The sequence below is a fragment of the Belnapia arida genome, assembly GCF_016773205.1.
GTDB lineage: Bacteria > Pseudomonadota > Alphaproteobacteria > Acetobacterales > Acetobacteraceae > Belnapia > Belnapia arida.
Genome location: NZ_JAETWB010000019.1, coordinates 1 through 21550, shown reverse-complemented (window position 1 = coordinate 21550; position 21550 = coordinate 1). Strand labels below are relative to the sequence as shown.

Below are 21550 nucleotides of genomic sequence, written 5' to 3'. Positions count from 1 at the left end.
AGTAACTCTTCCGGGGAGGCCACCACCATGGTCGAGGGCGTCGAGACCGATTTCGCCAGGCGCATGAGCTATGGCGACTACCTTCACCTCGACCAGATCCTCTCGGCGCAGCAGCCGCTCTCCGGCCAGCATGACGAGCTGCTCTTCATCACCATCCACCAGGTGCAGGAGCTTTGGATGAAGCTGCTGAACCATGAGCTGGACCTGGCGATGGCGAATATCCGCGCCGATGCGCTGCGGCCGGCCTTCAAGGCGCTGGCGCGGGTCTCGCGCATCCAGAAGCAGCTGGTCGAGGCCTGGGACGTGCTCGCGACCATGACGCCGCACGACTACCTGGCCTTCCGCGACAGCCTCGGCAGCTCCTCCGGCTTCCAGTCCTGGCAGTACCGGCTGATCGAGTTCAAGCTCGGCGCGCGGGACGGCTTCATGCTGAAGCCGCATGCCCACCGGCCGGACATCCTGGCGGTGCTGGAGGCGGCCTTCCACGGGCCCTCGCTCTATGACGAGGCGCTGCGGCTGCTCGGGCGCCGCGGCCTGCCGGTGCCGGAGGCGGTGCTCGGGCGCGACCTCAGCCAGCCGCACCAGGCCGATGAAGGCGTCACCGCGGCCTGGGCCATCGTCTACGAGCAGGTGGAGGCGCATTTCGACCTCTACGAGTTGGCCGAGGAGCTGGTCGATTTGGAGGATGCCGTCCAGACCTGGCGCTTCCGGCACATGCGGACGGTGGAGCGGATCATCGGCCACCGGATGGGCACGGGCGGCTCGGCCGGCGTCGCCTATCTCAAGGGCGTGCTCGAACGGGGATTCTTCCCGGAACTCTGGACGGTGCGGACGCAGCTGAGGCCTATCCCGCACGCGGAATGATCGTCTCACTTATGGTTCCGTAAGCCGCACGCCGGATGGTTCGTCCCGTCAGTCGAGACGGGGCGCGAAACCATGCCGAGCATCCAGGTTTCCGGGACCATTCCCAGCACGTTGCGGGAGAACACGAAACGAGGGGAATGGGTCGCGGGCCTGACGCTGACCGGCGATACGGGCAGCCTGGCCGGGATCGAGCTCACCGGGGCGAATGCGCTGAACTTCTCGGCGGTCTGGAACCCCTCGCTCGGGCTCGCCACGCTTGGCCTCGCTGCCCCGGTCGATTACGAGTATTTCGCCGCGGCGCACCTGCCGACGCAGCTGTCCTTCTCGCTGCGCTTCGTCTTCACCGATGGCAGCCGGCAGAGCCCGAGCACGGTCTATCGCGTCGCCGTCCTCGACGAGGACGACGCGCCACCGAGCGGCCTGCGCTTCGTCACCGGCGGCAGCGTCGCGGCGGGTGCGATCGGCAACGCGATCGGCACGCTCTCCGTCACCGACCCGGATTCGGCCGGGCCCTTCGCCTTCAGCTTCGCCGAGGAGGATGCCTGGCGCTTCGAGGTGGTGGGCAATGTGCTGAAGCTGAAGGAGGGCATCAGCCTCGGCCTCGACGAGATGCCGACCCATCCGCTCTTCGTACAGGTCTCGGACGGGCGGCAGAGCGCGGGATTCACCCTCAACCTCACCGTGACGGATCCGGGGACGCAGCAGAGCCAGGTGGATGTGCTGACGCCGGCGGCGCCGCAATCCGGCTTCGTCCTCCATGCGCCGGGCCAGGTGGTGGCGCTGCATGAGGCGCGCGCGGTGACGGCGGCCAACAGCCATGGCGAGGATCTGCGCCAGGTGCTCCTCGCTGAGGGCAGGGAGGTGTGGATGCCGGCGGTGCAGACCCTCCGCCTCGCCGACGGCTTCCTCGATTTCGATCCGGCGGGGCAGGCGGTGCGGGCCGCGGCCCTGCACGGCACGGCGACCGGGCAGGCGGCGGACGGGACGGCGCTGGCGACCCTGGTGGAGCAGAGCTCGGCGGGCCGGGGCTGGGTCGACCTGGCGGCGGGGTTGCTGCCGGGGACGTTGGCGGGGCTCGGCGATGCGGCGCTGGTGACGACGCTCCACCACACGGCCCTGCATCGCGACCCGGATGCGGCGGAGCTGGCCTTGCAGCTTGGGCGGCTGGCCTCCGGGGTGAGCCGGGCGCAGCTCGTCGCCGACCTGGCAGGCTCCGACGCGGCGCTGGCGGCGGTGGCCGACTTTGATGGGGTCTGGGTCGGGCAGGCGCTGGGCGGCAGCGCGGCCTGGCACATGGATACGGGCGGGCTCGGCAGCGGGATGCTGCCGCCGGCGAGCTACCCGGCCGGGTCGGCTTGGATGATCTGAGGCGTCAGAATTTCAGGCGCTGGACCTCGCAGGTGCCGGCCAGGGTACCGGCGGCGACGGGCAGGTCGCAGGGCGCGGGCGGCGTCGGCGGCTGGTCGCCCGGCCCGGCCAGGGGCGGCACTGCGGCGGCACGGCAGGCCTCCACCCGCGCCGCATCGGGGCGGCGGGAGAAGAGCAGCCGGGCTTCGCCGGTGACGCGCGAGAGGCTGAGGGCGAAGCGGTCATGCGCCGGGACGCCGCGCCAACCCTCGCCCGGCAAGGGTGAGCCGAAGCCGGCGACCAGCGGGTCGCGCCGCGCGCCCATCTCCTGCGACTCCATCCAGGCGGTCTGGCCGGGCAGTTCGATGGCGAAGCCACGTTCCTCCACCAGCACCCGGAGCTGGCCGCCATTGGGGAAGCGGCAGACGAGGAAGGTCTCCGACGCAGCCGGCCAGGCAAGGGCCAGGGCCGCAAGGGCGAGGGCGGCCGTCCTGGCCGGGCCGTGCCGCATGGTCGTTCCTTCCGGTTATCGATGACCGCACGTTACCTCGCTGCGCGAAAGCTTCAATCCGCCGCGCGCAGGGCTTAGGTTAGACCCGTGGAAACCGCCGACACGAGCCTGGGCGCCAGGCCCCTCTCTCCCGCCCCGCGGGGTGGGCTGCACCGATTCGCCAATCCGGGCCGCTTCCTGCGGCTGTCCGGGCGGGTGCTGCCCTGGCTGACGGCGGCGGCGGTGCTGGCGCTCGGCATCGGCCTGCCCTGGGGCCTCCTCTTCTCGCCGCCCGACTGGCAGCAGGGCGAGACGGTCCGCATCCTCTACATCCATGTGCCGATGGCCTGGCTGGCGATGGGCGGATATGCCGGGCTCGCCATCGGCTCGATCCTGTCGCTGATCTGGCGGCACCCGCTGGCCGACCTCGCCTGCCGGGAGCTTTCTCCAGTGGGGGCGATGGCGACGGCGCTGTGCCTTGCCACCGGCAGCCTCTGGGGCAAGCCGATGTGGGGGACCTGGTGGGTCTGGGATGCGCGGCTCACCTCGGTGCTGGTGCTGTTCTTTCTTTGGCTTGGCCATGCCGCCCTCGTCCGCGCCTTCGACGATACGGAGCGCGGCGCGCGGATGGGCGCGATCCTGGCGCTGATTGGGGCGGTCAACGTGCCCATCGTGAAATTCTCGGTCGATTGGTGGAACACGCTGCACCAGCCGGCCAGCGTGACGCGGCTCGGCGCGCCGGGGCTGCATGTCGACATCCTCTATCCGCTGCTGGTCTGCGCGCTGGGCTTCACCCTCGCCTTCGCCGCGCTGGTGCTGGCGCGGACGCGGGCGGCGGTGATGGAGCGGCGCATCCGCGCTCTGGAACTCGCGGCCGCTCGCCGCGCGGAGGCCGCATGAGCCTGCACTGGATGCATGTGACGGCCAGCTATGGGCTGGTGCTGGGTGGCTTCCTGATCCTCGGCCTCGCCACCATCTTCCGTCATGCCGCGGCGAAGCGCCGGCTGGCCCAGCTCGACCCGCGCGCTGCAAGGCGCGCACAGGATACCGCATGACCCGCAAGTCCCGCCGGCTCTGGCTGCTGCTGCTCTGTGCCCTCGGGCTCGGCAGCGCCACGGCCCTGACCCTCTCCGCCTTCCAAGACAATCTCGTCTTCTTCCGCTCGCCGAGCGACATCGCCCGCGAGGCGCCGACGCCGGAGCGCGCCTTCCGCCTTGGCGGGTTGGTCGAGACCGGCAGCGTGGTGCGGGAGACGGCGGCGGACGGCAAGCCGGAGGCGCGCTTCCGCGTCACCGATGGCGCGCATGGGGTGGCCGTCACCTATGCCGGCGTGCTGCCGGACCTGTTCCGCGAGGGGCAGGGGGTGGTGACGCTCGGCAGGCTAGGGCCGGACGGCACCTTCCGCGCGAGCGAGGTGCTGGCGCGGCACGACGAGAGCTACATGCCGCCCGAAGTGGCCGATGCCCTGAAGAAGAGCGGTCACTGGAACCCGAACCAGGGCGCCCCGCCGCCGGCCGCCACCTGGAACACGCTGGAGCCGGCGCAGGCGCAGCCGAGGCGCGGCTCATGATTCCAGAGATCGGGCATTTCGCCCTCGCCCTCGCGCTGGCCCTGTCGCTGGCGCAGGCCTTGGTCGGGCTGGTCGGCGCGCAGCGGGCCGAGGCGCGGCTGATGGGCGCTGCGGCGCCGCTCGCCGCCGGCGTGCTGGTCACGGTCCTCGCCGCCTTCGCCTGCCTCGTCTGGGCCTATGTCGCCAACGACACCACGGTGCTGAACGTGGTGCAGAACAGCCATTCGGCGAAGCCGCTGCTCTACAAGATCAGCGGGGCCTGGGGGAACCACGAGGGATCGATGCTCCTCTGGGTGCTGATCCTGGCGCTCTGCGGCGGGGCGGTCGCGGCCTTCGGGAGCAACCTGCCCTCCGCCCTGCAGGCGCGGGTGCTCGGCGTGCTGGCGCTGGTGGCGCTCGGCTTCCTCGGCTTCATCCTCGCCACCTCGAATCCCTTCGAGCGCATCTGGCCGCCGCCGATGGACGGCCAGGGGCTGAACCCGATCCTGCAGGACCCCGGCCTCGCCTTCCATCCGCCCTTGCTCTACCTCGGCTATGTCGGCTTCGCGGTGACCTATGCCTTCGCCGTCGCCGCGCTGATCGAGGGGCGGGTCGATGCCGCCTGGGGGCGCTGGGTGCGGCCCTGGGCGCTGGCGGCCTGGAGCTTCCTGACGCTCGGCATCGCCCTCGGCTCCTGGTGGGCCTATTACGAGTTGGGCTGGGGCGGCTACTGGTTCTGGGACCCGGTCGAGAATGCCTCGCTGATGCCCTGGCTCGCCGGCTGCGCGCTGCTGCACAGCGCCATCGTCGTCGAGAAGCGCGAGGCGCTGAAGACCTGGACGGTCTTCCTCGCGCTCCTCGCCTTCGGGATGAGCCTGCTCGGCACCTTCCTCGTCCGCTCCGGCGTGCTGAACAGCGTCCACGCCTTCGCCAACGACCCGGCGCGCGGCACCGTCATCCTCGTCCTGCTGGCCATCTATATCGGCGGCGGCTTCCTGCTGTTTGCCTGGCGGGCGCAGGCGATGCTGCCGACAGGCGTCTTCACCCCCATCTCGCGCGAGGGGGCGCTGGTGCTGAACAACCTGCTGCTCTGCTCGATCGCGGCTGTGGTGCTGGCCGGCACGCTCTACCCGATGTTCGCCGACCTGGTGCTCGGCGAGAAATTCTCCGTCGGTCCCCCCTTCTTCAACACGGCGATCTTCCCGCTGGCGGTGCCGCTGATCGGCGCCATGACGCTCGGCCCGGTGATGCCCTGGAAGCGGGCGCGGCTCTTTCCCGCCCTGCAGCGGCTGTGGTGGGCGGCGCTGGCCGGGCTGGCGGCGCTGGTGCTCTGCTTCGCCATCGAGGACAATCGCGTCGGGCCGGCGCTCGGCTTCGGCGCGGCGGTGTGGGTGATCCTCGCTGCCGTCGCCGACATCGCCGACCGCATCGCCCTCTTCAGCCGGCCGCGGGCGGCCTGGGCGCGGGCCAAGGGCCTGCCGCGGGCGGCCTGGGGTGGCGCCATCGCCCATGCGGGGATGGGGGTGATGATCCTCGGCCTCGCCGGCATGGGCCTCGCCACCGACACGCTGCGCCTGGTGAAGCCCGGGGAGAGCGTGGCGCTGGCCGGGCTCGACTACCGGCTGATCGGCGTCGCCGATGCGCCGGGGCCCAATTTCTCGGCCCGGCGCGCGACCGTCGAGGTACGCGACGGCGGGCGCCTCGTCACCACGTTGGAGCCGGAGCGGCGCAGCTTCCCCGTCGCCCGGATGACGACGACGGAGGCGGCGATCCACACCACCTGGCTTTCGGACCTCTATGTCGTGCTCGGCGAGGAGCGGGACGGTGGCGCGGTGCTCCGCATCCACCACAACCCGCTGGCGCCCTGGATCTGGCTCGGCGCCGCGATCATGGCGCTCGGCGGCGGCATCTCGTTGAGCGACCGGCGCGTCCGCGTCTCGGCGCCGGCAGCGAAGGCGGTGAAGGCCGGGGCGCGGGCATGAGCGAGGCCGCTCCCAATCCCGAGGCGGCCGCCTGGCGCCGGCGTGCGCTGCTGCTGGCGCCGCTGGCCGCAGCAGGGCTCGGTGGGGCCGGGTTCTATGCCATGCTCCGCGGCCTCGGCACCGGCGACTACGACCCGCGCGGCGTGCCTTCGGCGCTGATCGGCAAGGCGCCACCGGATTTCAGCCTGCCGCCGCTGGAGGGCACCGGCCTGCCGGGGCTTTCGGCGGCCGATCTCCGGACCGGCAAGCCGATGCTGGTGAATTTCTTCGCCTCCTGGTGCGTGCCCTGCGTGATCGAGCATCCGCAGCTCATGCGCCTCGCGCGCGAGGGCGTCGCCATCATGGGCATCGCCTACAAGGACAAGCCTGTGGACAGCCTCGGCTTCCTGAAGCAGCGCGGCACGCCCTATGCGCGGCTCGGCGTCGACCAGCCGGGGCGGGTCGCCATCGATTGGGGGCTGTACGGCGTGCCGGAGACCTATCTGCTCGACAAGGGCGGCATCATCCGCTGGCGCATGGCCGGCCCGGTGACGGAGGAGATCCTGGCGCAACAGGTCACCCCACTGCTGCGGCGATACGCATGATCCGCTGGCTGCTGCTGCTGATGCTGGCCGCGGGCCCGGCGCTTGCCGTAGGCGACCCGGCCGACCAGCTCCCCAATCCGGCGCAGGAGGAACGGGCCCGCGTCATCGGGCGCGAACTGCGCTGCATGGTCTGCCAGAACCAATCCATCGAGGACAGCGATGCCGACCTCGCCCGCGACCTCCGGCGGATCGTCCGCGAGCAGGTGGCGCAGGGCAAGCCGGACGAGGCCGTCCTCACCTTCGTGCATGAGCGCTATGGCGACTTCGTCCTGCTGAAGCCGCCCTTCAAGATGGCGACGGCGCTGCTCTGGGGGATGCCGGCCATCGCGCTGCTCGGCGGCGCGCTGCTGATCCGCGGCATGCGGCGGCGGCAGCGAGTGGCGCCAGGGCCGCAGGAGCTCACCCAGGCGGAGCGCGATCGCCTCGCCCAACTCTCCGGCAGGCCGCGCGAGTGAACTGGTTCCCCTTCTGGCCGCTGCTCGGCCTGCTGGCCGTGGCGGCGATCCTGCCGCTCGCCACCAGCCTGTTCCGCCCGCCGGCGGCGCGGGGGCGACGCGAGGCCGACCTCGCCCTCTACCGGGCCCAGATGGAGGAGCTGGACCGCGAGCGCGAGGCCGGGCGGCTGGACGAGGCGGCGCATCGGGCGGCCGTACTCGAGGTGCAGCGCCGGCTGCTTGCGGCGCCGGCCGAGGCGGGCACGCGCTCCGGCCGCGGAGCGAAGCTCGCCCTGTGGGGCATGGTGGCGGCTGTGCCGCTGCTGGCCCTCGCTCTCTACTGGCCGAGCGCGCTGCCGGACATGCCCTCGGCCCCCTTTTCGCTGCGCCAGCAGGTGGCGGCGCGGGACGAGGAGATGCTGGAGTTGCTGCGCAGCCGCCTCGCACGGCTCGACCCGGCGACGCCGCAGGCGCAGGAGGGCTACCGCCTGCTCGGCAATGCCGAGCGCAGCCGCGGCGCGCTCGGCCCGGCGGCGGCGGCCTTCAAGCGGGCGCTCGATGCGAGGTTCGACCCGGAGCTGATGAGCCAGCTCGCCCAGATCCTGATCGAGGACGACAAGCTGGACGAGGCCAGGCGCATCCTGGCCGCTGCCCTGCCGCGGGCGCCGCAGCATGTCGGGCTGCGCTTCCTCTCCGGCCTGGTCGAGGCGAAGGCCGGGCGTCCGGAGCGGGCCCGCGAGCTCTGGCAGGCGCTGGTGGCCGAGGCACCGCCCGAGGCGCCGTGGCGGACCATGGTCGAGCGGCGGATGCAGGAGCTGCCCTGACCGCGGGCGCGCATCTGGCAGCCTTCTTCCCAGAGGGCGTGCCGGAAGGGGTGCGGTTGGCCGAGGGGCCTTGGGCGGCGCCCGCCTTCGGCCCCCGGCGGCGGGCAGTGGGGCTGCTGGCCGCCATCGGCGAGGACCCGGTCGCGGCGGCACTCGCCCGGCCGGCCCCGGCGGAGGCGGTGGCGCGGGCGGCCGCGCTGCAGCCGCTCTGGCCGGAGCCCATCGACCCCCGCCTGCTGGCGGCGACGCGCTGGGCCGACCCGTTCCACGAGCGGGCCTCGACCGCGGAGGACGGGCTGGCGCTGCTCGCGCTGTGGCGGCGGGAGGTGGCGGCCAACCGGGGCATTGCCGCCTTCCTCGGCATGGCCGGATGGAAGCAGGCCGCCATCGCCGCCGCTTTCGCGCAGGACGGCCCGCCTGCCGTCTTCGCCCGGGACGAGGCGGAGGCGCTTGCCGCAGCGCGGGAACGGGCGGGCGGCATCGCCGTCTGGGCGACGCGGGCGGCGCCGGCGCTGGTGGACCAATGCCGCGCGGCGGGGGTGCCGCTGCATTGGGTGGAAGATGGCTTCCTGCGCTCGGTCGGGCTTGGGGTGGATTTCATCCCCTCCGCCTCGCTCGCCGTCGATCCCCTGGTGCCGCATTACCATGCGGGCGAGGCCTCGACGCTGGAGCGCATTCTGGCGGGGGGCGACTTCACCCCGCCCCTGCTGGCGCGGGCGGCGGCGCTGCGGGCCGCGATCGTCGCGGGGGGAGTGACCAAGTACAATCTCCGCCGGCCGACCGCGCCCCTGCCGGCGACGCCGGGGCGGCGGCGCATCCTCGTCGTCGGGCAGGTGGAGGACGATGCCTCGATCCGGCTCGGCGCCGGGCGGGTGCGGACGAATCTCGCCCTGCTGGAGGCGGTCAGGCGCGAGGAGCCGGAGGCCTTCATCGTCTTCCGCCCGCACCCGGATGTTGAGACGGGCTATCGCCGCGGCTATGTGCCGCGCCGCACGGCGCTGCGCCTGGCCGATGCGGTGGCGGCGGGGGGCGATATCGGCAGGCTCTTCGCGGAAGTGGATGCGCTGCACGCCATCACCAGCCTCGCCGGCTTCGAGGCGCTGCTGCGCGGGCTGGAGGTGACGGTCTGGGGCCGGCCCTTCTATGCCGGCTGGGGGCTGACGCGGGACAGGGAGCCGCTGCCGCGGCGCGGCCGTACCCTCCCGCTCGATGCGCTGGTGGCCGGTGCGCTGATCCTCTACCCGCGCTACCTCGACCCGGTGACCATGCTGCCCTGCGGCCCGGAACTGCTGCTGGAGCGGCTGGCCGATCCGGCCGGCTGGGCGCCGGCCTCAGCAGCGCGGCGGGCCTTCCTCCCCTGGTGGCGGCAGCAGGGCTGGTGGCTGAAGCAGGCCCGGCGCTTCGGCCTCTGGCAGCGCTGAGCGCCTCCCCTCAGTCGACCGAGATGCGCGCGTCCTTCGCAATGCCCTGCCAGCGAAGGGCGCTGGCGCGGATATAGCCGTCCACCTCGGGCTGCGGGATGTAGAGCGGATCGACGAAGGCCGATTGCAGGCGCTGCTCGGTCTGCGGCATGCGGGTGCGCTCCAGCGCCGCGGCCAGGGAGCGGGCGATGGCGGGCGGCATCTTCCGCGACACGAAGAGGCCGAACCAGATGCCGAGCTCGACATCCGGCATGCCGCTCTCCTTCAGCGTCGGCACCTGCGGCAGGGCGCTGGCCCGGCGTGCGGTGGTGACGGCGAGCGGGCGGAAGGCGCCGGACTGGATATGCGCGGTGGAGGTGGCGGTGGTGTCGAAGCCGAAATCCACCTCGCCCGCCAGCATGGCCGCGACCAGCGGCGAGGAGCCGCGATAGGGCACATGCGTCGCATCGATCCCCGCCTCCTTCAGGAAGACGGCGGCCGAGAGGTGCGAGGAACTGCCGTTGCCGACCGAGCCGTAGATCATCGGCCGCGCCTTGGCCTCGGCGATGAAGGACCGCAGGTCCTTCGCCTGGACGCGGGCGGGGATGACGGAGAGGATGTTCGCCACCTCCCCGATCGTGCCGAGGCAGGCGAAGTCGCGCACCGCATCGACTCCGCTATTGGCGTAGAGGATGGGGTTCACGCCGAACATGGCGGTGGTGCCGAAGAGGATGGTGTATCCGTCCGGCTCGGCCTGGGCGGCGGCCCCCGTCCCTATATTGCCGCCGGCGCCGGCGCGGTTCTCCACCACGACGGGCTGGCCGAGTTCCCGCCCCAGCGGCTCAGCGACAATGCGTCCGACGATGTCGGTCACCCCGCCAGGCGGATAGGTGACGATCAGGCGCAGCGGCCGGTCGGGCCTCCACTCGGCCGGCTGGGCATGGAGCGCCGGGGCGGCGAGCAGGGTGCCGAGACCGGCCAGGGTGGTACGGCGGTGGAGCATGAAGGTTCCTCGATCCTGGTGCGCAAGGAAGCCGAGGCGAGGCGTGCTGTCCAGTCTCAGGACGGCGGCTTGAGACGGCCGCGGCGGGCGAGGCCGGCGGTTTTCCAGCGTGGCTCCGCCGCCTTGGCCCGGCGACGGGGCGCGGCAGGCTCTTCGGCGGCCGGTGGGGGTTCCACCGCTTCTGACTCTACGGGGGCAGCTTCCGCCTCCACGGGCGCAGCTTCCGCCTCCACGGGCGCAGCGGCCTTCGGCGGCGCGCGGCGACGCCGGCGGGGAGGCGGCGGAGCCGTCTCCGCCGGAGACGCGGCGGGCGGTCCCGGGGCCGGAGCGGCCGGTTCCGGAGCGCTGGCCTGGGCGGCCGGGACGGGAGGCGGCTCCGGGGCCGGGGAGACCGGTTCTGGAGTGCTGGCCTTCGCGGCCGGGGCGGGAAGCGGCTCCGGAGCCGGGGAGGCCGGTTCCGGAATGCTGGCCTTCGCGGCCGGGACGGGAGGCGGCTCCGGAGGCGGAGATGCCGGTTTCGGAGTGCTGGCCTTCGCCGCCGGGGCGGGAGGCGGCTCCGGGGCCGGGGAGGCCGGGGACGTGGGGGGCATCGCCTTGGCGATCAACGCCCGCAGCGTGCCGGCCGTCTCGAAATAGGAGCCGTCGCGGCTCAGCAGGTAGTGCTTACCCTCCACCTTGAAGATGCGTTGCTGCATGGTGAGGCGCTGGACCTGCAATTCGGTCGCAGGAAAGAAGGCGCAGCCGATCGCCCGGGCGGCGGCGACCTGTTCAGGCGTCAATTCCAACTTGTGGCAATTCCCAAAGGCGTTCGGCCCGCACTCTGCCCTTCGGGCCGGCACAGGCCAAGTGAAAGGCCGTTGATGATGAGCGAGCGTGGAGCGGGCGATGGGAATCGAACCCACGACATTCAGCTTGGGAAGCTGACGTTCTACCTCTGAACTACGCCCGCAGTAGTCCGGACATTATATCCGGAGCAAGCCCTGGCGGCAAGCCATCGGCCAAACTGCTTGATTTTGCTGGGGTTGGCCTCGGCGGGACGATAGGGAGGTGAGTTTGGCCCTGGTCACCCTCCTGCGGCCGCCCTGGGGCACCACGGACTCTCCTCGGACTCTGGAGCCGTTTTGGTGGTTTGATCCTGCAACAAGTTTGGAGCCTAGGGTCCAACCGCGATTACCGAAACGTCTGGGGGCATCGATTGGGACAAAGTTACCCCTGCACGGCCCCGCCCTGGCCGGGACCGTCGGCGTGGCCATCAATGACAATCGTGCCCAGGATCAGGCTGACGATCTCGACCGTGGCGGCGAGTTGGCCAGCACGACCTCGACCTTTGGGCTCGTCCGGCGCGGGCGCTAGTTCACGCGGAAGCTCGGCCAAGTCACGGGACAAAATTTCGTCCCATAGGACAAAATTAATCATGGTTTTGTCCCGAAAAAATCTCAGTAATGCCAAATACTTACATGAAGACCGGACAGAAAGGACAAAATTATTAAGATATAGATAGAGGCTAATTGTCGGTTCGATCTCTTGCCTATCCGCCGCGTGGTACTCCGACCCGCCGGTCGCCTACCCCTATACCCGAAAATTTCCGTCCTTTTTGTCCCGTGACGGCGAAGTCCCAAAAGCACCAAAGGAGTCCGTCGGGCCTAAATCGCCGAACGGTTTTGCCCCATGGCTCTCCCATGTAACAAAACGGCGGGGGCGACCCCCGCCGTCCTGCCTGACCTCAGCCTTCGCCCGCGTCCTCTGACCAGCCGAGGATGTCGCGGTTCACCGCATAGACCCGCGCCCGCTGCTGGTCGCGGACGTACTCGCGGGTGCTGCCGGCCTCGGCCATAAAGCCTTCCTTGCGCAGCACCTTCGCCGCGTCCTTCTTGCCCGCCGGCCGCACGGCCTCGGCGAAGGCCGGGGCGGTGAACAGGAAGTGGCTCGGCGTCTTCCACCCGGCGCGGTCGCGCACCACCGGCTCGTACTCCGTCGTGCCGTCCACGTCCTCGAACCGGGCCTGCCCGTGCGCGGCGACGAAAGATTGCACCGCGCGCAGCACATCCAGTTCCTCTCGCGCACGGGTGGAGCCGCGCCGCGCCAGCCACGCCCGGCAGCACTCCGCCACCGCCTGCTCGGCCGTGCCCGCCGGCCAGGGCAGCACGCCGAAGGCGATGGCGAGTTCGCCCGCCACGGCGACCAGGGCCATCTTGCCGACGACGCGCGCGACCTGCCCGTCCGCGCCCGCGGGCGTCATGCGGGCCGCCACCTCGGCGGCCTTCTGGCGGACCGCGGCGTCGAACTTGCCGGTCGGGTCGCGTTCCCGAACCAGGGCGGCCAACCAGGCGCGGCCCGCCGTGCCGTAGTGGCGCGCGGCGGCGGCCCTGAGGGCGTCGGCGAAGGCGCGCGGCGAGGGGTGCCCGTGCAGGCACTCGAAGGCGCCCATACCCTTGCCGGCGTCGGCCGAAATCACGGCGAGCCGAACGTCCAGCCCGGCGGGATTGTCGCGGCTCCGCCCGGCCGTGCGGATGATGTCCTCCGGCGACCGCTCTCCGGTACTGAACAACGAGGTGCGCCACGACCGCACCGCGCGGGCGGAGCCGTCCGTGGTGGCCCGCGCCTTGCCGGCCCCATTCGCAAGCATGTAGAGCGACGCAGCCACGGTCTCCGGCGGGGCTTGGCCGAGTTCGTCCAGCGCCAGCAGCCCGTCGTTGGCCAACGCGGCGACCGACTCCAAGGCGTTGTCCGTGGAACGCCAGGACCGCACCGCGTCGCGGGCGTCGGGACGCCCCCACACGCTGGCAGCGGCTTCCAGGACGGTGCTCTTGCCGGTACTGGAACCGCCTTGTAGGTGCGAGGCGACGAAAGCTTCCTGCGCGGCTTCCAGCAGCGGCCCGGTCAAGCTCTGGCAGATGCCGTAGGCGAGGCGGCTATTGCCTACGGCGGGCGCGGCCACCGTCTCCTTCCAGGCGTCCAGGTCGCCCGCTTGGCAGCAGCGGTCCGGCGACCGGGTAGCAAGATGATGGGAGCCGGCCGGCGCGCCGAAGACCTCGCCGGTCGGCAGCACGTAAACGCCGCCCATCTGCCATCCCGGCCGCTCGCAGCGCTCGATCTGGGTGCCACAGTCCAGGGCGGAGAAGAAGAAGCGCAGGTGCTTCTCGCTGTTCACCGCGCAGCGCAGGCCGCGGCGAGCGAGCTCCGCTGGGAGCGCGCCGCCGCTGCTGTGCAGGAGGGTGTCGGACACGATGGTCTCAAGCCGCCTGCCTAGGTTGTCCGTCCAGCCGATGGCCGTGCCGGGGTTGGTGCCATCCGCGTCGGCGATCCGGCCGCGCACGTCGAAGGGGTCCAGCGTCACGATCGCGGCGTGCTCGGCCCCCTCCGGCCGGAAGCGGAGCCCCCGCGCCGTCATCATGAAGCCGTGCGGCAGGCGGTCGCACCCAGTCATCGGGACCGCCAGGTCGCGCTCGTCGGAGAAGGCGCCGCCCTCGGCGGCGATAATCTCCTCCATGCTCATGGCCTGGTTGTGGTCGTCGTTTTTGTTCAAGTGTTTTGCTCCATGGAGATGATGCGGTAAGCGCCGGCCAGGAGGCGGCGCATGTAGGCGTGGTCGTAGGCGAGGCCGAGCGCGTGGCGGCACCGCTGCGTCGGCGCGGCGGCGACAAGGCGCAACAGCAAGCCGATCAGCTGCTCGTCGCTCCGCTGCGTGTGCCCGCCCGCGACCTGCGCGGCGTAGCGGAGCGTCGCCCGGCGCAAGGGCTCGTGAAATCCCTTCCGGCCGGGGCCGTCGCCCAAGCTGCGTTGCAGGTCGTCGAGGAAGCTCGTAGAGGGCAGGTTGCTGACGCGGGGCACCTCAAGCCCGCCGTCCTCGTAGAGGTGGTGGGTGTCACGCGCCTTCCGGGCGGGCCGCGGAGGCGTTGGCGGCAGCGCGGGCAGGACCGCCTCGGCCGCGCCTTCGCGCCAGCCGGTGCGGCGCCCGGCGAGCGGGTCGCGCCCGCCGACCACGCGCGGATCGGTGACGAAGTGTGGCTGCACCGGATTGAACGGCGCGTGGTCGATGTCCGGCATGTGCGCCTTGAGGACGCGGCGTAGGTGGTCGTCATCCACCGGACCGTTGAGCCAGAAGAACAAGTGGATTTTCACCGTGTCGGTCACCGACAAGCCGGCGCTGTTGGAGAACTGCCAGAAGCAGCGCGCGTACCAGAAAGCCGGGGGGAACGAGGCGCGGATCGTGGCGTCGATGATGGCCGCGTGGTCCTCCCAGCGGAGGACCGACAAGCCCTCCGGCATCGGCAGCCGGTCCACGTCGCCCATGAACCAGCGCCGCGCGCAGGCCCGCAGCGAAGGCCGATCGCCCTTACGCTTCGGGTTGATCCTCCTGTTGGCCGTGTCCCGGGCTTCCCTCCCGGCCTCGGTGAGTTCGCCGCGGACCAGGATGGCGTCGCGGCCGGCCAGCCCGGCGACCAGCCCGGCCAGTGCGTCTAGATCATCAAGCCGCGCCTCGTGCGCGGTGAACTCCCAGCCGAGATCGTAGTCGCTCAGCTTGCGGAAGCCCGTGGGACTGCCGAGGTCGGCGCTGTATGTCTTGGTCGCCGTGTGCCCTGGCTTGGGCACCAGCACCGTGCAGCCGCAGGGGCCGCTTGCCATCAGCACGCCCTCGCGTAGAGCAGCAGCGACTTGGCGCGGGTGACGCCGGTGTAGAGCCACCTCCTGAACTGCTCGCCGTCGCGCGCCCGGTGGTGGTCGTCGATCAGCAGCACGTTCGGCCACTCGCTGCCCTGGCTTTTATGTACGGTGAGCGCGTAGCCGAAGCCGATCTCGGCCATGCCGTGTTCGATTGCGCCCTTTTCGCGGGCGGTCTTCTGGTAGGCGAGCCCGGCGAAGATCGCGGCGAGACAGGGCACCACCACCTCGCCACCTTCGTCGATGTTGCGGAGCCGGAGGCGCCAACCGGAGAACCATCCCGACCGCGCGTCGCCAAGCACCTCCAGGACTTCAAGCTGGCACGCCTTGCCGACGACGACGCGCTCGCCAACAACATAAGCTTCGTGGCTGAACAACTGCGCGCCAACCGGCGGCGGGTCGCCGGGCAGCCACCCGGGGAACCGCGCCTGCACAGCCATGACGTTCGCCGCCCCGCAGGTAGAATTCTGGTGCGCTAGGATCATGTCGAGGCCCACGAGCCCGTCCGGCCCGAGTTCCTTGTCCCAGGCCCGCCCGCGTAGGTCGCCCACGTCGGAGAAGTCGATAGGCCCAGCCGCTAGCGCGCCTGCGTGTCCGCACTCGCGCACCGCCTGCCCGAACAGAGCGATGCCCGATCCCGCGGCTTGCCGCATCACCTCCGTCAACTCGGCGTCCGGCGTCTGCCGGCCCAGCCAGTCGGGGACGGCGACCGGCGGCAACTGGTGACGGTCGCCAATGAACAGGACTTTTGGGCACCGCTCCACCATCAAATCGGCGTCGCGCGGCGACAGCATGGAAACCTCATCGACGATCACCACGGTATCCTCGCCCGAGGCGATGCCGGCCGGGACGTAGACGCGGCGCCGCAGCACCGCGTCGGCGTCCAGGCCCAGGTCGCGCTGCTCCCGCGCCGAAGGGTTGCCCGACTGGTGGGTCAAGCGCTTGCGGTGCAGGAACCGGCTGATCGTGATGGTCCGCGCGAACGCTTCTCGCGCCCGCGGGCAGGAGACCCGCGACGCGTTGGCGCGCTGCACCCGCACCGCCTTATTAGTCGTGGCGGTGACGATGACCCGGTAGCCTGCGGCCAGGAGGGCGCGGACGATTTCGCATGTGGTCCACGTTTTTCCTGTGCCGGCGGCGCCGGTCAGGAGAAAGGATCGGTGCGAAGGGTTGGTGAAGAAGGCGGGCAGCTTCGCCAGCACGGCGGCCTGCCCGGCGGTCGCCAGCGCGGCGTCGAAGGCCAGGGCAGTGGGCGTGAAGGCGGGCGCCGCGGGGCACGGCGGCGGGAGGAGGGCGTGCGGGCGCCTCCGGCGCGCGGGGGCGCTCCGTTCGAGAACTTCGGTTGTCAATGTCGCGCTCTCTTCTTGTGCTCGGATGTCTACGCGGTGGCCAACCCGATGGCCGTCATGGGGTGCGCTTCCTGGCCGTGGTAGCGGCGCGCAGCGTGGCGCAGATCAGGCTGGTGTTGGGCGCGTCGAGGCGGCTCTCCGCCGCCATCGCGCACGGCGGCGGGTCCATCCTAGCGCGCTTCTGCCGGAAGGCGTCCGGCGGATGCTCGCACGGCGACCTCACCCGGGCGGGCGCACCACGGCCGAACGCCGGAACGGGGTGGAAGCTTCGCACATGCAGGAGCCCGCGCGGGCGCGTCACCAGCCCGGGGTGCTCCGACAACTTCGTGGGCACGTTGCCAAACGGCGGCCGGTCGAGGTCTGGGCCGGCCTGTCGCATTTCTCTCGCGCCGGCGCGCGGGCACCAAGAGTCCATCCCGTTAATCCCCGAGGCAGGCCGGCCCGGGTGATTCCGGGGCGGCGGGGATCAAATACCGAGAGGCGCGACCGGGCAGTGCCAGCGTGCGCGGAGAAAATTACTTGCTGTTGCGCTTGCGCCTGGCATCCTCGCTGGCGGCCTCTGCGCGCTCAATGCGCAGCGCCCGCGATGCAGCCTTCAGCGCGTCCGGGGCCAACTCGATCAGCGCCGGCGGCTCCGCGTTGAGCCCGGTGCGGTACACGATGGCCTCTTCCGTGCGGAGGATGCGCTCGTATTCGGGTCGGCGGGGCTTGCGGTAGTCGATGGCGAACCGCCGGAAGGCCGGCTCCCAGCGAAAGATGCGGCCGCGACCCACAGGGTCGCGAAGCAGATCGGAGAGACGGTTCCGGAACTCGTCGAAACGGATAGGCCGCCACAGCGCGTGTTCGATCGCCGCCACCGCCGCGGCCCACAGCGGGGCGAGCTGCCGGTGCTTCGTCAGGTCTTGCTCCAGCACGCGCGCGGTCCCGCCCGGGCGGAGCAACAGGCGGGCGGCGAGGGTAGCGGTTGGCGGCTCGCTGGCCTTGTCGAGCTTGAAAAGGGTCAGTAGAAGCAGCGCAGCGTTGAGCGGTTCTCCCCTCAGCGCCATGCCGACTTCCCTCTCAATGTCGCGCCGCGATGCAGAGACCACGAGGCGGGCGAGGCCGCCGGCTGGGACGTACTGCTCGGCTTCGATCACTGCCCGGGCTTCGGCCATCTGCCTGCGGGTGACCTGCTCGATAGGCTCGACCAGCAGGCGCTTCCGCGTCAAAGGGTCTACGCGGTGGACGGCGACGGACCCGCCCGTGTGCTCGGCGTACCCCGCTCCGAACTCGACGACCGCGCGGCGCGGCTCAAGCGCTAGCAGGCCGTCGGAGGACAGCAGCGCCATGTGCTTGGCGGCGCGAGTCGCCCGTTCGGCAGCGCGCTTCTCCGGATCGAGCGGCCAGAGCATCACCCCCATGACCTCGGAGCAAGGGAAGCGGCTGCTCAGGTTGACATGGACGTAGTGCGGCATGCGCTGCCCCTCCAGGAAGGCGCCCGATTGCGACAACTCGTCCCGGCGGTCAACGAGTGGGCCGCAAAAATCCGCGCACGGGGGGGCTGCGCAGTTCCGCGAGGTGGCACTTACGCACCGCCGCCGGTGCTCGCCGGCGGCGCGGCCAATCCGGTAAGGAACGCGGTGGTCGCCGCTTACTCGAATAGGGAAGATCGTGTGATGCCGAGGTTCAAAGTGGAGCTGCTGCGCGTGGTCACAGACCGCGAGGTTGCCGACGTGGTGGTCGAGGCCGAAGACGCGGATGGAGCGCGGAGGCTCGCGCTTGAGGGGTGCGAGGACGGCGAGATTGATTGGGTGGGCTACGACCGCGAGGACGTGACTGACGCGGAGACAGGCGCGGTGGAGGAGTTGCCCTGATGCCCAGGTTCGCGGTGACGCTCCGGGTGGAGTACCGGGACGTGTTGGAGGCCCGCGTTTGGGTCGAGGCGGCGGATGCCAAGGGAGCGTGCGCGGAGGCGCTGAGGATCGAGGAGGCTGGCGCCGAGCTCGACTGGCAATGCGTTGAAACCGTGGAGTCGTCGGACAGCGCCACAATCGTGGATGTCAAGCAGCTCGACGAGGGCACGGCGCCCATCTGAGAGGTTAGGCGGCGTCGCTGACGCTCGCGCCGCCGAACCCACGCAGAGCGTTCCCAACTTCACCAGCGTGGCCGCCGTGACGGCCCGGCGCCGGTTGCCGCGCAGCACCCAGGAAGCCGTCATCCAGCGCGAGGATGGGATCGAGCCCCATCCTATCCCAGTACGGCGCGTCCCCAGGTGATCAGGGCCGGGGCGTAATGGAGCAGTCCGAGGTAGTTGGCCGGCTTTTTCGTCGGGCGGATCAACGAGCCCACTAACTCCACGGATTGAGGAACCGGATGGCCTCGGAGAGGCGATCGCGCACTTGAGCAACGCGTTCCCTCAGTGTGCGCTTCCGCCCAACTCGATGACGCGGCTTCGGCACAGCCGCAGCTTCCCGTTCGGCCGCTACACGCGATTCTTCGGCTTCGCCCCGTGCACGTTGTTCGGCTTCGCGGTCGAGCCGCGCCTGCTCGGCCGCTTGACGCCTTCGCTCGATCTCCGCCGCTACCCGGGCGCGTTCGGCAGCTTCGCGTCCGCGGCGTTCCGCCTCCCTCGCGTCCCGCTCGGGTTCGAGTGGCAAACCCAGAAGCCCAGCGGTTGGAACCTCGGTATTCGGTTTCAACATTTGCCGCAGGGCTTCCAGATAGTTCATGAGTTCCCTAAACCCAACCTCGCGTCCGCTAATCCTGGACCTCGGCGTGCCACTCAAGGTGACCTGGAATGTGTCCAGCCAGAACTCCCAATTCATAATAGGGCCGTTCTTGGCTTCCGCCTGGATCGCTTTGAAAACTTCTTCGACCTCGGCCACACGGAGGCGCCAGTAATACATCTCCCGGATGCGCCGTGCCCGTTCCTCCGCAAGCTCGGTAGGCTCCGAGTGCGACGAGCCGCTGGTGGATTTTGAACGAGGGACGAGACCATACAGGACCATCTGCCCCGCGTAGTCTTCGACGACCTTCAGTGGATGGCGGAATCCTGGGACAACCGCGCGCACGTGCGCGAGCAAGTCGCGGTCGATTTCACCCAGGAGCCTCCGGAACACCGGTTTCAGCAGCCCCTCGTGGTCCAGCCAATCGAGCGTGGCCTCGGCGTCGAAGCGACTGCGATCCGGCGATCGCAAGAAGCGCGAGAGGATCGCGCTCTGCCAAATCCCGGGCGCGACCGTGAAACAGCGATCCCCGGGAACATGGGTACCTACCAAGTCCTCGACTCTCGCGTCCTTGATGTCCTGTTCCCACCTGTTTTGAACGGGAATAAAGTCAACCTCATAGGCGTCGTTTAGGCTTGCGCCTATCCCGCCAAATGATTTTTCTGCCTCCTCCCGCAGCGCCGCCTCCGCATTGTGTATGGCATTGTTGAATAGCCATTTGCGCTTGGGTCCGTAGAGGACAGATTGCTTGAATTCATCCGCCGTCACGAAGCGAGGTGTCTTGGAAAGATTGATTTCGATCGTCGGCAACCTCCGTTCCCTAATCAGATCGATCTTTCGCTGCTCCGTGCGATGGGTGACAAAAATTTCCACCAGCAACTCGCGCGCGGCACTCGCGGAGCTTTTTGCAACGGATGCCTCACGCAGCACGACATCCGGTACGATGCCGTCCATCTGCACTTCGAGACGCGCGCCGTCATATTGAAACTTGCCGGGCTTGTCAGTAATGCTCCAGCTCCGGTGGCCGTGCCGCGCAACCACAGCTGGCAGCAATATCTCGCTGCTTTCCTCGATGATCTGCTCAGCAGCCTTGTGGAGGGATGCCTCGTAGGCATTGGAGCACTCGGCACCTTTGCGGTGCCGGAAATGCTGGCGCCTCCCAGTAGTGTTCAGTACCGCGGACAGAGGCCATTTGCAGGACGGACACCTGTAGGTATGCCCCGGCTTGACCTGGGTGACGTGCGTCGGCTTATCCTTCGAATCTAGGCCGAAAGGGATTCCCCTTCCAGGAGGACATGACCGATCGCTCGCCGGCATGGCGCCGCCGGAAGAACTATCGGTAGCTATGTTCACAGCGCATCGTCCTCCGTCCGGTCCTCGGCACCATGATCCAGATATGGGAAGAGCAGCAGATCATTCCTGCCGGCTAGGCGCTTAGCCTCGTCAGGCGACATTATCCGAGGGGGTGCTAGCGAGCCGGCAGCGTCGTGGCACGCGCAGGATCGCTGGAGCACATCGGGCGCCGGCGTCCCGATGAGGCAGACGCGGAGCCGGAGCTACCACAGGTACAGCGCTGGGCTGGTGTTGATCTCGCCCGATGACATCATGCCGTTGCGCAGGTCGGCGCCGCCCGTCACCACCAGCAGGCCCCGGAGTTCGAAGACAAGCAGCGGCGTGATGATCCGCTCCAGCTCGGGTTCGGCCAGCACTCGCCCGAGCGGTCACTCCTCTTGAATGCCGTCCTCGTCGATGCTCGCCGTGATGACCCCGGCGCGAGCGAGGAACGCGCGGAGGGCGTGCTCGATTTGCGGGACAAGAAGATGGAGGGCGGTGGCGAAGTCGTGGCGGAAGCCGGCGGCGAACCCGCTGGCGAAGAGATTCATCCGGTCCTCCGGAATAAACCTGCTGCCGGCCAGCAGCGCGGTCACATCCTCCTCGGCCATGACGTGCTCCTGGAGCAAGGTCCACAGCGCGGGCAGGACGAAGGCGTGGCATCGGAGGTCGCGCTCCAAGGCGGCGGCACCCTCCATCCTGGCGAGCACCGCGGCTTCGCGTTCCTCCAGGTTGGAGCCGCGGAAGGCCGGGGCCTTGTGGACGGTGCGGCCCTGCGCGTCCATCGTTCTGGAGCCGAACAGCGAAGAGAACAGGAAAACCGGGCCGCGTTGCCCTCCACCTCCTTGCGCAGCTTCTCCGGGTCCAGGACCGGGTAGATGTGCGCCAGCGTCAGCACGGCTTCGGTCAGGCTCAGGCCCGACATGGCGTTCCGCGTTGCCTTGACCTGGCGCTGTTGCAGAAATCAGTGTGAGGACTTGGTTCGGTCTTTGATGTCCTGATCAGGCGTGGACGACGGTGTCGGG

23 protein-coding genes and 1 tRNA gene are annotated in these 21550 nt (G+C 70.1%); 13 read left to right on the top strand and 11 right to left on the bottom strand.

Annotated features, from left to right (window positions below; all coding sequences use genetic code 11):
* Positions 1-27 precede the first annotated feature (27 nt).
* A complete protein-coding gene (gene kynA / locus JMJ56_RS23230) occupies positions 28-864 on the top strand; it encodes a tryptophan 2,3-dioxygenase (protein ID WP_202834159.1) in 837 nt (278 codons plus the stop codon).
* 72 nt (positions 865-936) lie between these two features.
* On the top strand, positions 937-2232 hold the full coding sequence (locus JMJ56_RS23225) for a DUF4214 domain-containing protein (RefSeq protein ID WP_202834158.1): 1296 nt from the start codon (positions 937-939) through the stop codon (positions 2230-2232).
* A 4-nt stretch (positions 2233-2236) separates the two neighbouring features.
* Here JMJ56_RS23225 and JMJ56_RS23220 read toward each other — a convergent pair whose 3' ends face one another.
* Positions 2237-2722: a hypothetical protein gene (locus tag JMJ56_RS23220; protein ID WP_202834157.1), complete on the bottom strand. Its 486-nt coding sequence runs from the start codon at positions 2720-2722 to the stop codon at positions 2237-2239.
* 108 nt (positions 2723-2830) lie between these two features.
* On the opposite strand from JMJ56_RS23220, the gene JMJ56_RS23215 reads away from it, so the two are divergent.
* The 8 genes from JMJ56_RS23215 to JMJ56_RS23180 are packed head-to-tail and all read left to right on the top strand — an operon-like array spanning position 2831 to position 9495.
* Entirely contained in the window at positions 2831-3601 is a 771-nt protein-coding gene (locus JMJ56_RS23215) for a heme ABC transporter permease (protein WP_202834223.1), read from the top strand.
* Positions 3598-3756, top strand: coding sequence for a hypothetical protein (locus tag JMJ56_RS23210; RefSeq protein WP_202834156.1), 159 nt, complete (start codon positions 3598-3600; stop codon positions 3754-3756). Before JMJ56_RS23215 ends, JMJ56_RS23210 begins: the two co-directional genes overlap by 4 nt.
* Positions 3753-4271, top strand: coding sequence for a cytochrome c maturation protein CcmE (ccmE, locus tag JMJ56_RS23205; RefSeq protein WP_202834155.1), 519 nt, complete (start codon positions 3753-3755; stop codon positions 4269-4271). Before JMJ56_RS23210 ends, ccmE begins: the two co-directional genes overlap by 4 nt.
* Entirely contained in the window at positions 4268-6232 is a 1965-nt protein-coding gene (locus JMJ56_RS23200) for a heme lyase CcmF/NrfE family subunit (protein ID WP_202834154.1), read from the top strand. The genes ccmE and JMJ56_RS23200 overlap by 4 nt, the downstream gene beginning before the upstream one ends.
* Positions 6229-6816 carry a DsbE family thiol:disulfide interchange protein gene (locus JMJ56_RS23195; RefSeq protein WP_202834153.1) on the top strand — a complete coding sequence of 196 codons (588 nt, stop codon included), beginning with the start codon at positions 6229-6231 and terminating at the stop codon, positions 6814-6816. The genes JMJ56_RS23200 and JMJ56_RS23195 overlap by 4 nt, the downstream gene beginning before the upstream one ends.
* Entirely contained in the window at positions 6813-7271 is a 459-nt protein-coding gene (locus JMJ56_RS23190) for a cytochrome c-type biogenesis protein (protein ID WP_202834152.1), read from the top strand. The genes JMJ56_RS23195 and JMJ56_RS23190 overlap by 4 nt, the downstream gene beginning before the upstream one ends.
* Positions 7268-8074, top strand: a complete 807-nt coding sequence (gene ccmI, locus JMJ56_RS23185) for a c-type cytochrome biogenesis protein CcmI (protein ID WP_202834151.1) — start codon at positions 7268-7270, stop codon at positions 8072-8074. The genes JMJ56_RS23190 and ccmI overlap by 4 nt, the downstream gene beginning before the upstream one ends.
* A complete protein-coding gene (locus JMJ56_RS23180) occupies positions 8032-9495 on the top strand; it encodes a capsular polysaccharide export protein, LipB/KpsS family (RefSeq protein WP_202834150.1) in 1464 nt (487 codons plus the stop codon). Before ccmI ends, JMJ56_RS23180 begins: the two co-directional genes overlap by 43 nt.
* A gap of 10 nt (positions 9496-9505) precedes the next feature.
* On the opposite strand, the gene JMJ56_RS23175 is transcribed toward JMJ56_RS23180, so the two are convergent.
* Positions 9506-10477: a Bug family tripartite tricarboxylate transporter substrate binding protein gene (locus tag JMJ56_RS23175; RefSeq protein ID WP_202834149.1), complete on the bottom strand. Its 972-nt coding sequence runs from the start codon at positions 10475-10477 to the stop codon at positions 9506-9508.
* A gap of 462 nt (positions 10478-10939) precedes the next feature.
* On the opposite strand from JMJ56_RS23175, the gene JMJ56_RS23170 reads away from it, so the two are divergent.
* The gene (locus JMJ56_RS23170; protein WP_202834148.1) at positions 10940-11113 is read left to right on the top strand and encodes a hypothetical protein; all 174 of its coding nucleotides are present in this window, start codon (positions 10940-10942) and stop codon (positions 11111-11113) included.
* Between the two features lie 238 nt (positions 11114-11351).
* Here JMJ56_RS23170 and JMJ56_RS23165 read toward each other — a convergent pair.
* From JMJ56_RS23165 to JMJ56_RS23140, 6 genes are all read right to left on the bottom strand, one after another.
* Positions 11352-11426, bottom strand: a tRNA-Gly gene (locus JMJ56_RS23165).
* A 257-nt stretch (positions 11427-11683) separates the two neighbouring features.
* Positions 11684-11893 carry a hypothetical protein gene (locus JMJ56_RS23160; protein ID WP_202834147.1) on the bottom strand — a complete coding sequence of 70 codons (210 nt, stop codon included), beginning with the start codon at positions 11891-11893 and terminating at the stop codon, positions 11684-11686.
* 307 nt (positions 11894-12200) lie between these two features.
* Positions 12201-14003 carry a DUF927 domain-containing protein gene (locus tag JMJ56_RS23155; RefSeq protein ID WP_202834146.1) on the bottom strand — a complete coding sequence of 601 codons (1803 nt, stop codon included), beginning with the start codon at positions 14001-14003 and terminating at the stop codon, positions 12201-12203.
* Positions 14000-15076, bottom strand: coding sequence for a hypothetical protein (locus JMJ56_RS23150; protein WP_236038327.1), 1077 nt, complete (start codon positions 15074-15076; stop codon positions 14000-14002). Before JMJ56_RS23150 ends, JMJ56_RS23155 begins: the two co-directional genes overlap by 4 nt.
* A 26-nt stretch (positions 15077-15102) precedes the next feature.
* The gene (locus tag JMJ56_RS23145; RefSeq protein ID WP_202834144.1) at positions 15103-16488 is read right to left on the bottom strand and encodes an ATP-dependent DNA helicase; all 1386 of its coding nucleotides are present in this window, start codon (positions 16486-16488) and stop codon (positions 15103-15105) included.
* Positions 16489-17003: 515 nt separating this feature from the next.
* Positions 17004-17879, bottom strand: coding sequence for a hypothetical protein (locus JMJ56_RS23140; RefSeq protein WP_202834143.1), 876 nt, complete (start codon positions 17877-17879; stop codon positions 17004-17006).
* 90 nt (positions 17880-17969) lie between these two features.
* Between JMJ56_RS23140 and JMJ56_RS23135 the strand changes: the two genes are divergently transcribed.
* Complete coding sequence (locus tag JMJ56_RS23135; protein WP_202834142.1) at positions 17970-18341, top strand: hypothetical protein; 372 nt, start codon at positions 17970-17972, stop codon at positions 18339-18341.
* Complete coding sequence (locus JMJ56_RS23130; protein WP_202834141.1) at positions 18341-18562, top strand: hypothetical protein; 222 nt, start codon at positions 18341-18343, stop codon at positions 18560-18562. The genes JMJ56_RS23135 and JMJ56_RS23130 overlap by 1 nt, the downstream gene beginning before the upstream one ends.
* A gap of 253 nt (positions 18563-18815) precedes the next feature.
* Here the strand turns inward: JMJ56_RS23130 and JMJ56_RS23125 are convergent, their stop codons facing one another.
* From JMJ56_RS23125 to JMJ56_RS23115, 3 genes are all read right to left on the bottom strand, one after another.
* Positions 18816-20546, bottom strand: a complete 1731-nt coding sequence (locus JMJ56_RS23125; RefSeq protein WP_236038325.1) for a competence protein CoiA family protein — start codon at positions 20544-20546, stop codon at positions 18816-18818.
* Between the two features lie 203 nt (positions 20547-20749).
* Entirely contained in the window at positions 20750-20902 is a 153-nt protein-coding gene (locus JMJ56_RS23120; protein WP_202834139.1) for a hypothetical protein, read from the bottom strand.
* A 12-nt stretch (positions 20903-20914) separates the two neighbouring features.
* Positions 20915-21310 (bottom strand): hypothetical protein, encoded by a 396-nt coding sequence (locus tag JMJ56_RS23115; RefSeq protein WP_202834138.1) that lies wholly within the window; start codon positions 21308-21310, stop codon positions 20915-20917.
* Positions 21311-21550: the final 240 nt, after the last annotated feature.

Coding starts and splice junctions, on each gene's coding strand:
- kynA (WP_202834159.1), top strand. CDS start 28: ATGGTCGAGGGCGTCGAGACCGATTTCGCCAGGCGCATGAGCTATGGC.
- JMJ56_RS23225 (WP_202834158.1), top strand. CDS start 937: ATGCCGAGCATCCAGGTTTCCGGGACCATTCCCAGCACGTTGCGGGAG.
- JMJ56_RS23220 (WP_202834157.1), bottom strand. CDS start 2,722: ATGCGGCACGGCCCGGCCAGGACGGCCGCCCTCGCCCTTGCGGCCCTG.
- JMJ56_RS23210 (WP_202834156.1), top strand. CDS start 3,598: ATGAGCCTGCACTGGATGCATGTGACGGCCAGCTATGGGCTGGTGCTG.
- ccmE (WP_202834155.1), top strand. CDS start 3,753: ATGACCCGCAAGTCCCGCCGGCTCTGGCTGCTGCTGCTCTGTGCCCTC.
- JMJ56_RS23200 (WP_202834154.1), top strand. CDS start 4,268: ATGATTCCAGAGATCGGGCATTTCGCCCTCGCCCTCGCGCTGGCCCTG.
- JMJ56_RS23195 (WP_202834153.1), top strand. CDS start 6,229: ATGAGCGAGGCCGCTCCCAATCCCGAGGCGGCCGCCTGGCGCCGGCGT.
- JMJ56_RS23190 (WP_202834152.1), top strand. CDS start 6,813: ATGATCCGCTGGCTGCTGCTGCTGATGCTGGCCGCGGGCCCGGCGCTT.
- JMJ56_RS23175 (WP_202834149.1), bottom strand. CDS start 10,477: ATGCTCCACCGCCGTACCACCCTGGCCGGTCTCGGCACCCTGCTCGCC.
- JMJ56_RS23170 (WP_202834148.1), top strand. CDS start 10,940: ATGCTGGCCTTCGCGGCCGGGACGGGAGGCGGCTCCGGAGGCGGAGAT.
- JMJ56_RS23160 (WP_202834147.1), bottom strand. CDS start 11,893: ATGATTAATTTTGTCCTATGGGACGAAATTTTGTCCCGTGACTTGGCC.
- JMJ56_RS23140 (WP_202834143.1), bottom strand. CDS start 17,879: ATGCTCTGGCCGCTCGATCCGGAGAAGCGCGCTGCCGAACGGGCGACT.
- JMJ56_RS23130 (WP_202834141.1), top strand. CDS start 18,341: ATGCCCAGGTTCGCGGTGACGCTCCGGGTGGAGTACCGGGACGTGTTG.
- JMJ56_RS23115 (WP_202834138.1), bottom strand. CDS start 21,310: ATGGACGCGCAGGGCCGCACCGTCCACAAGGCCCCGGCCTTCCGCGGC.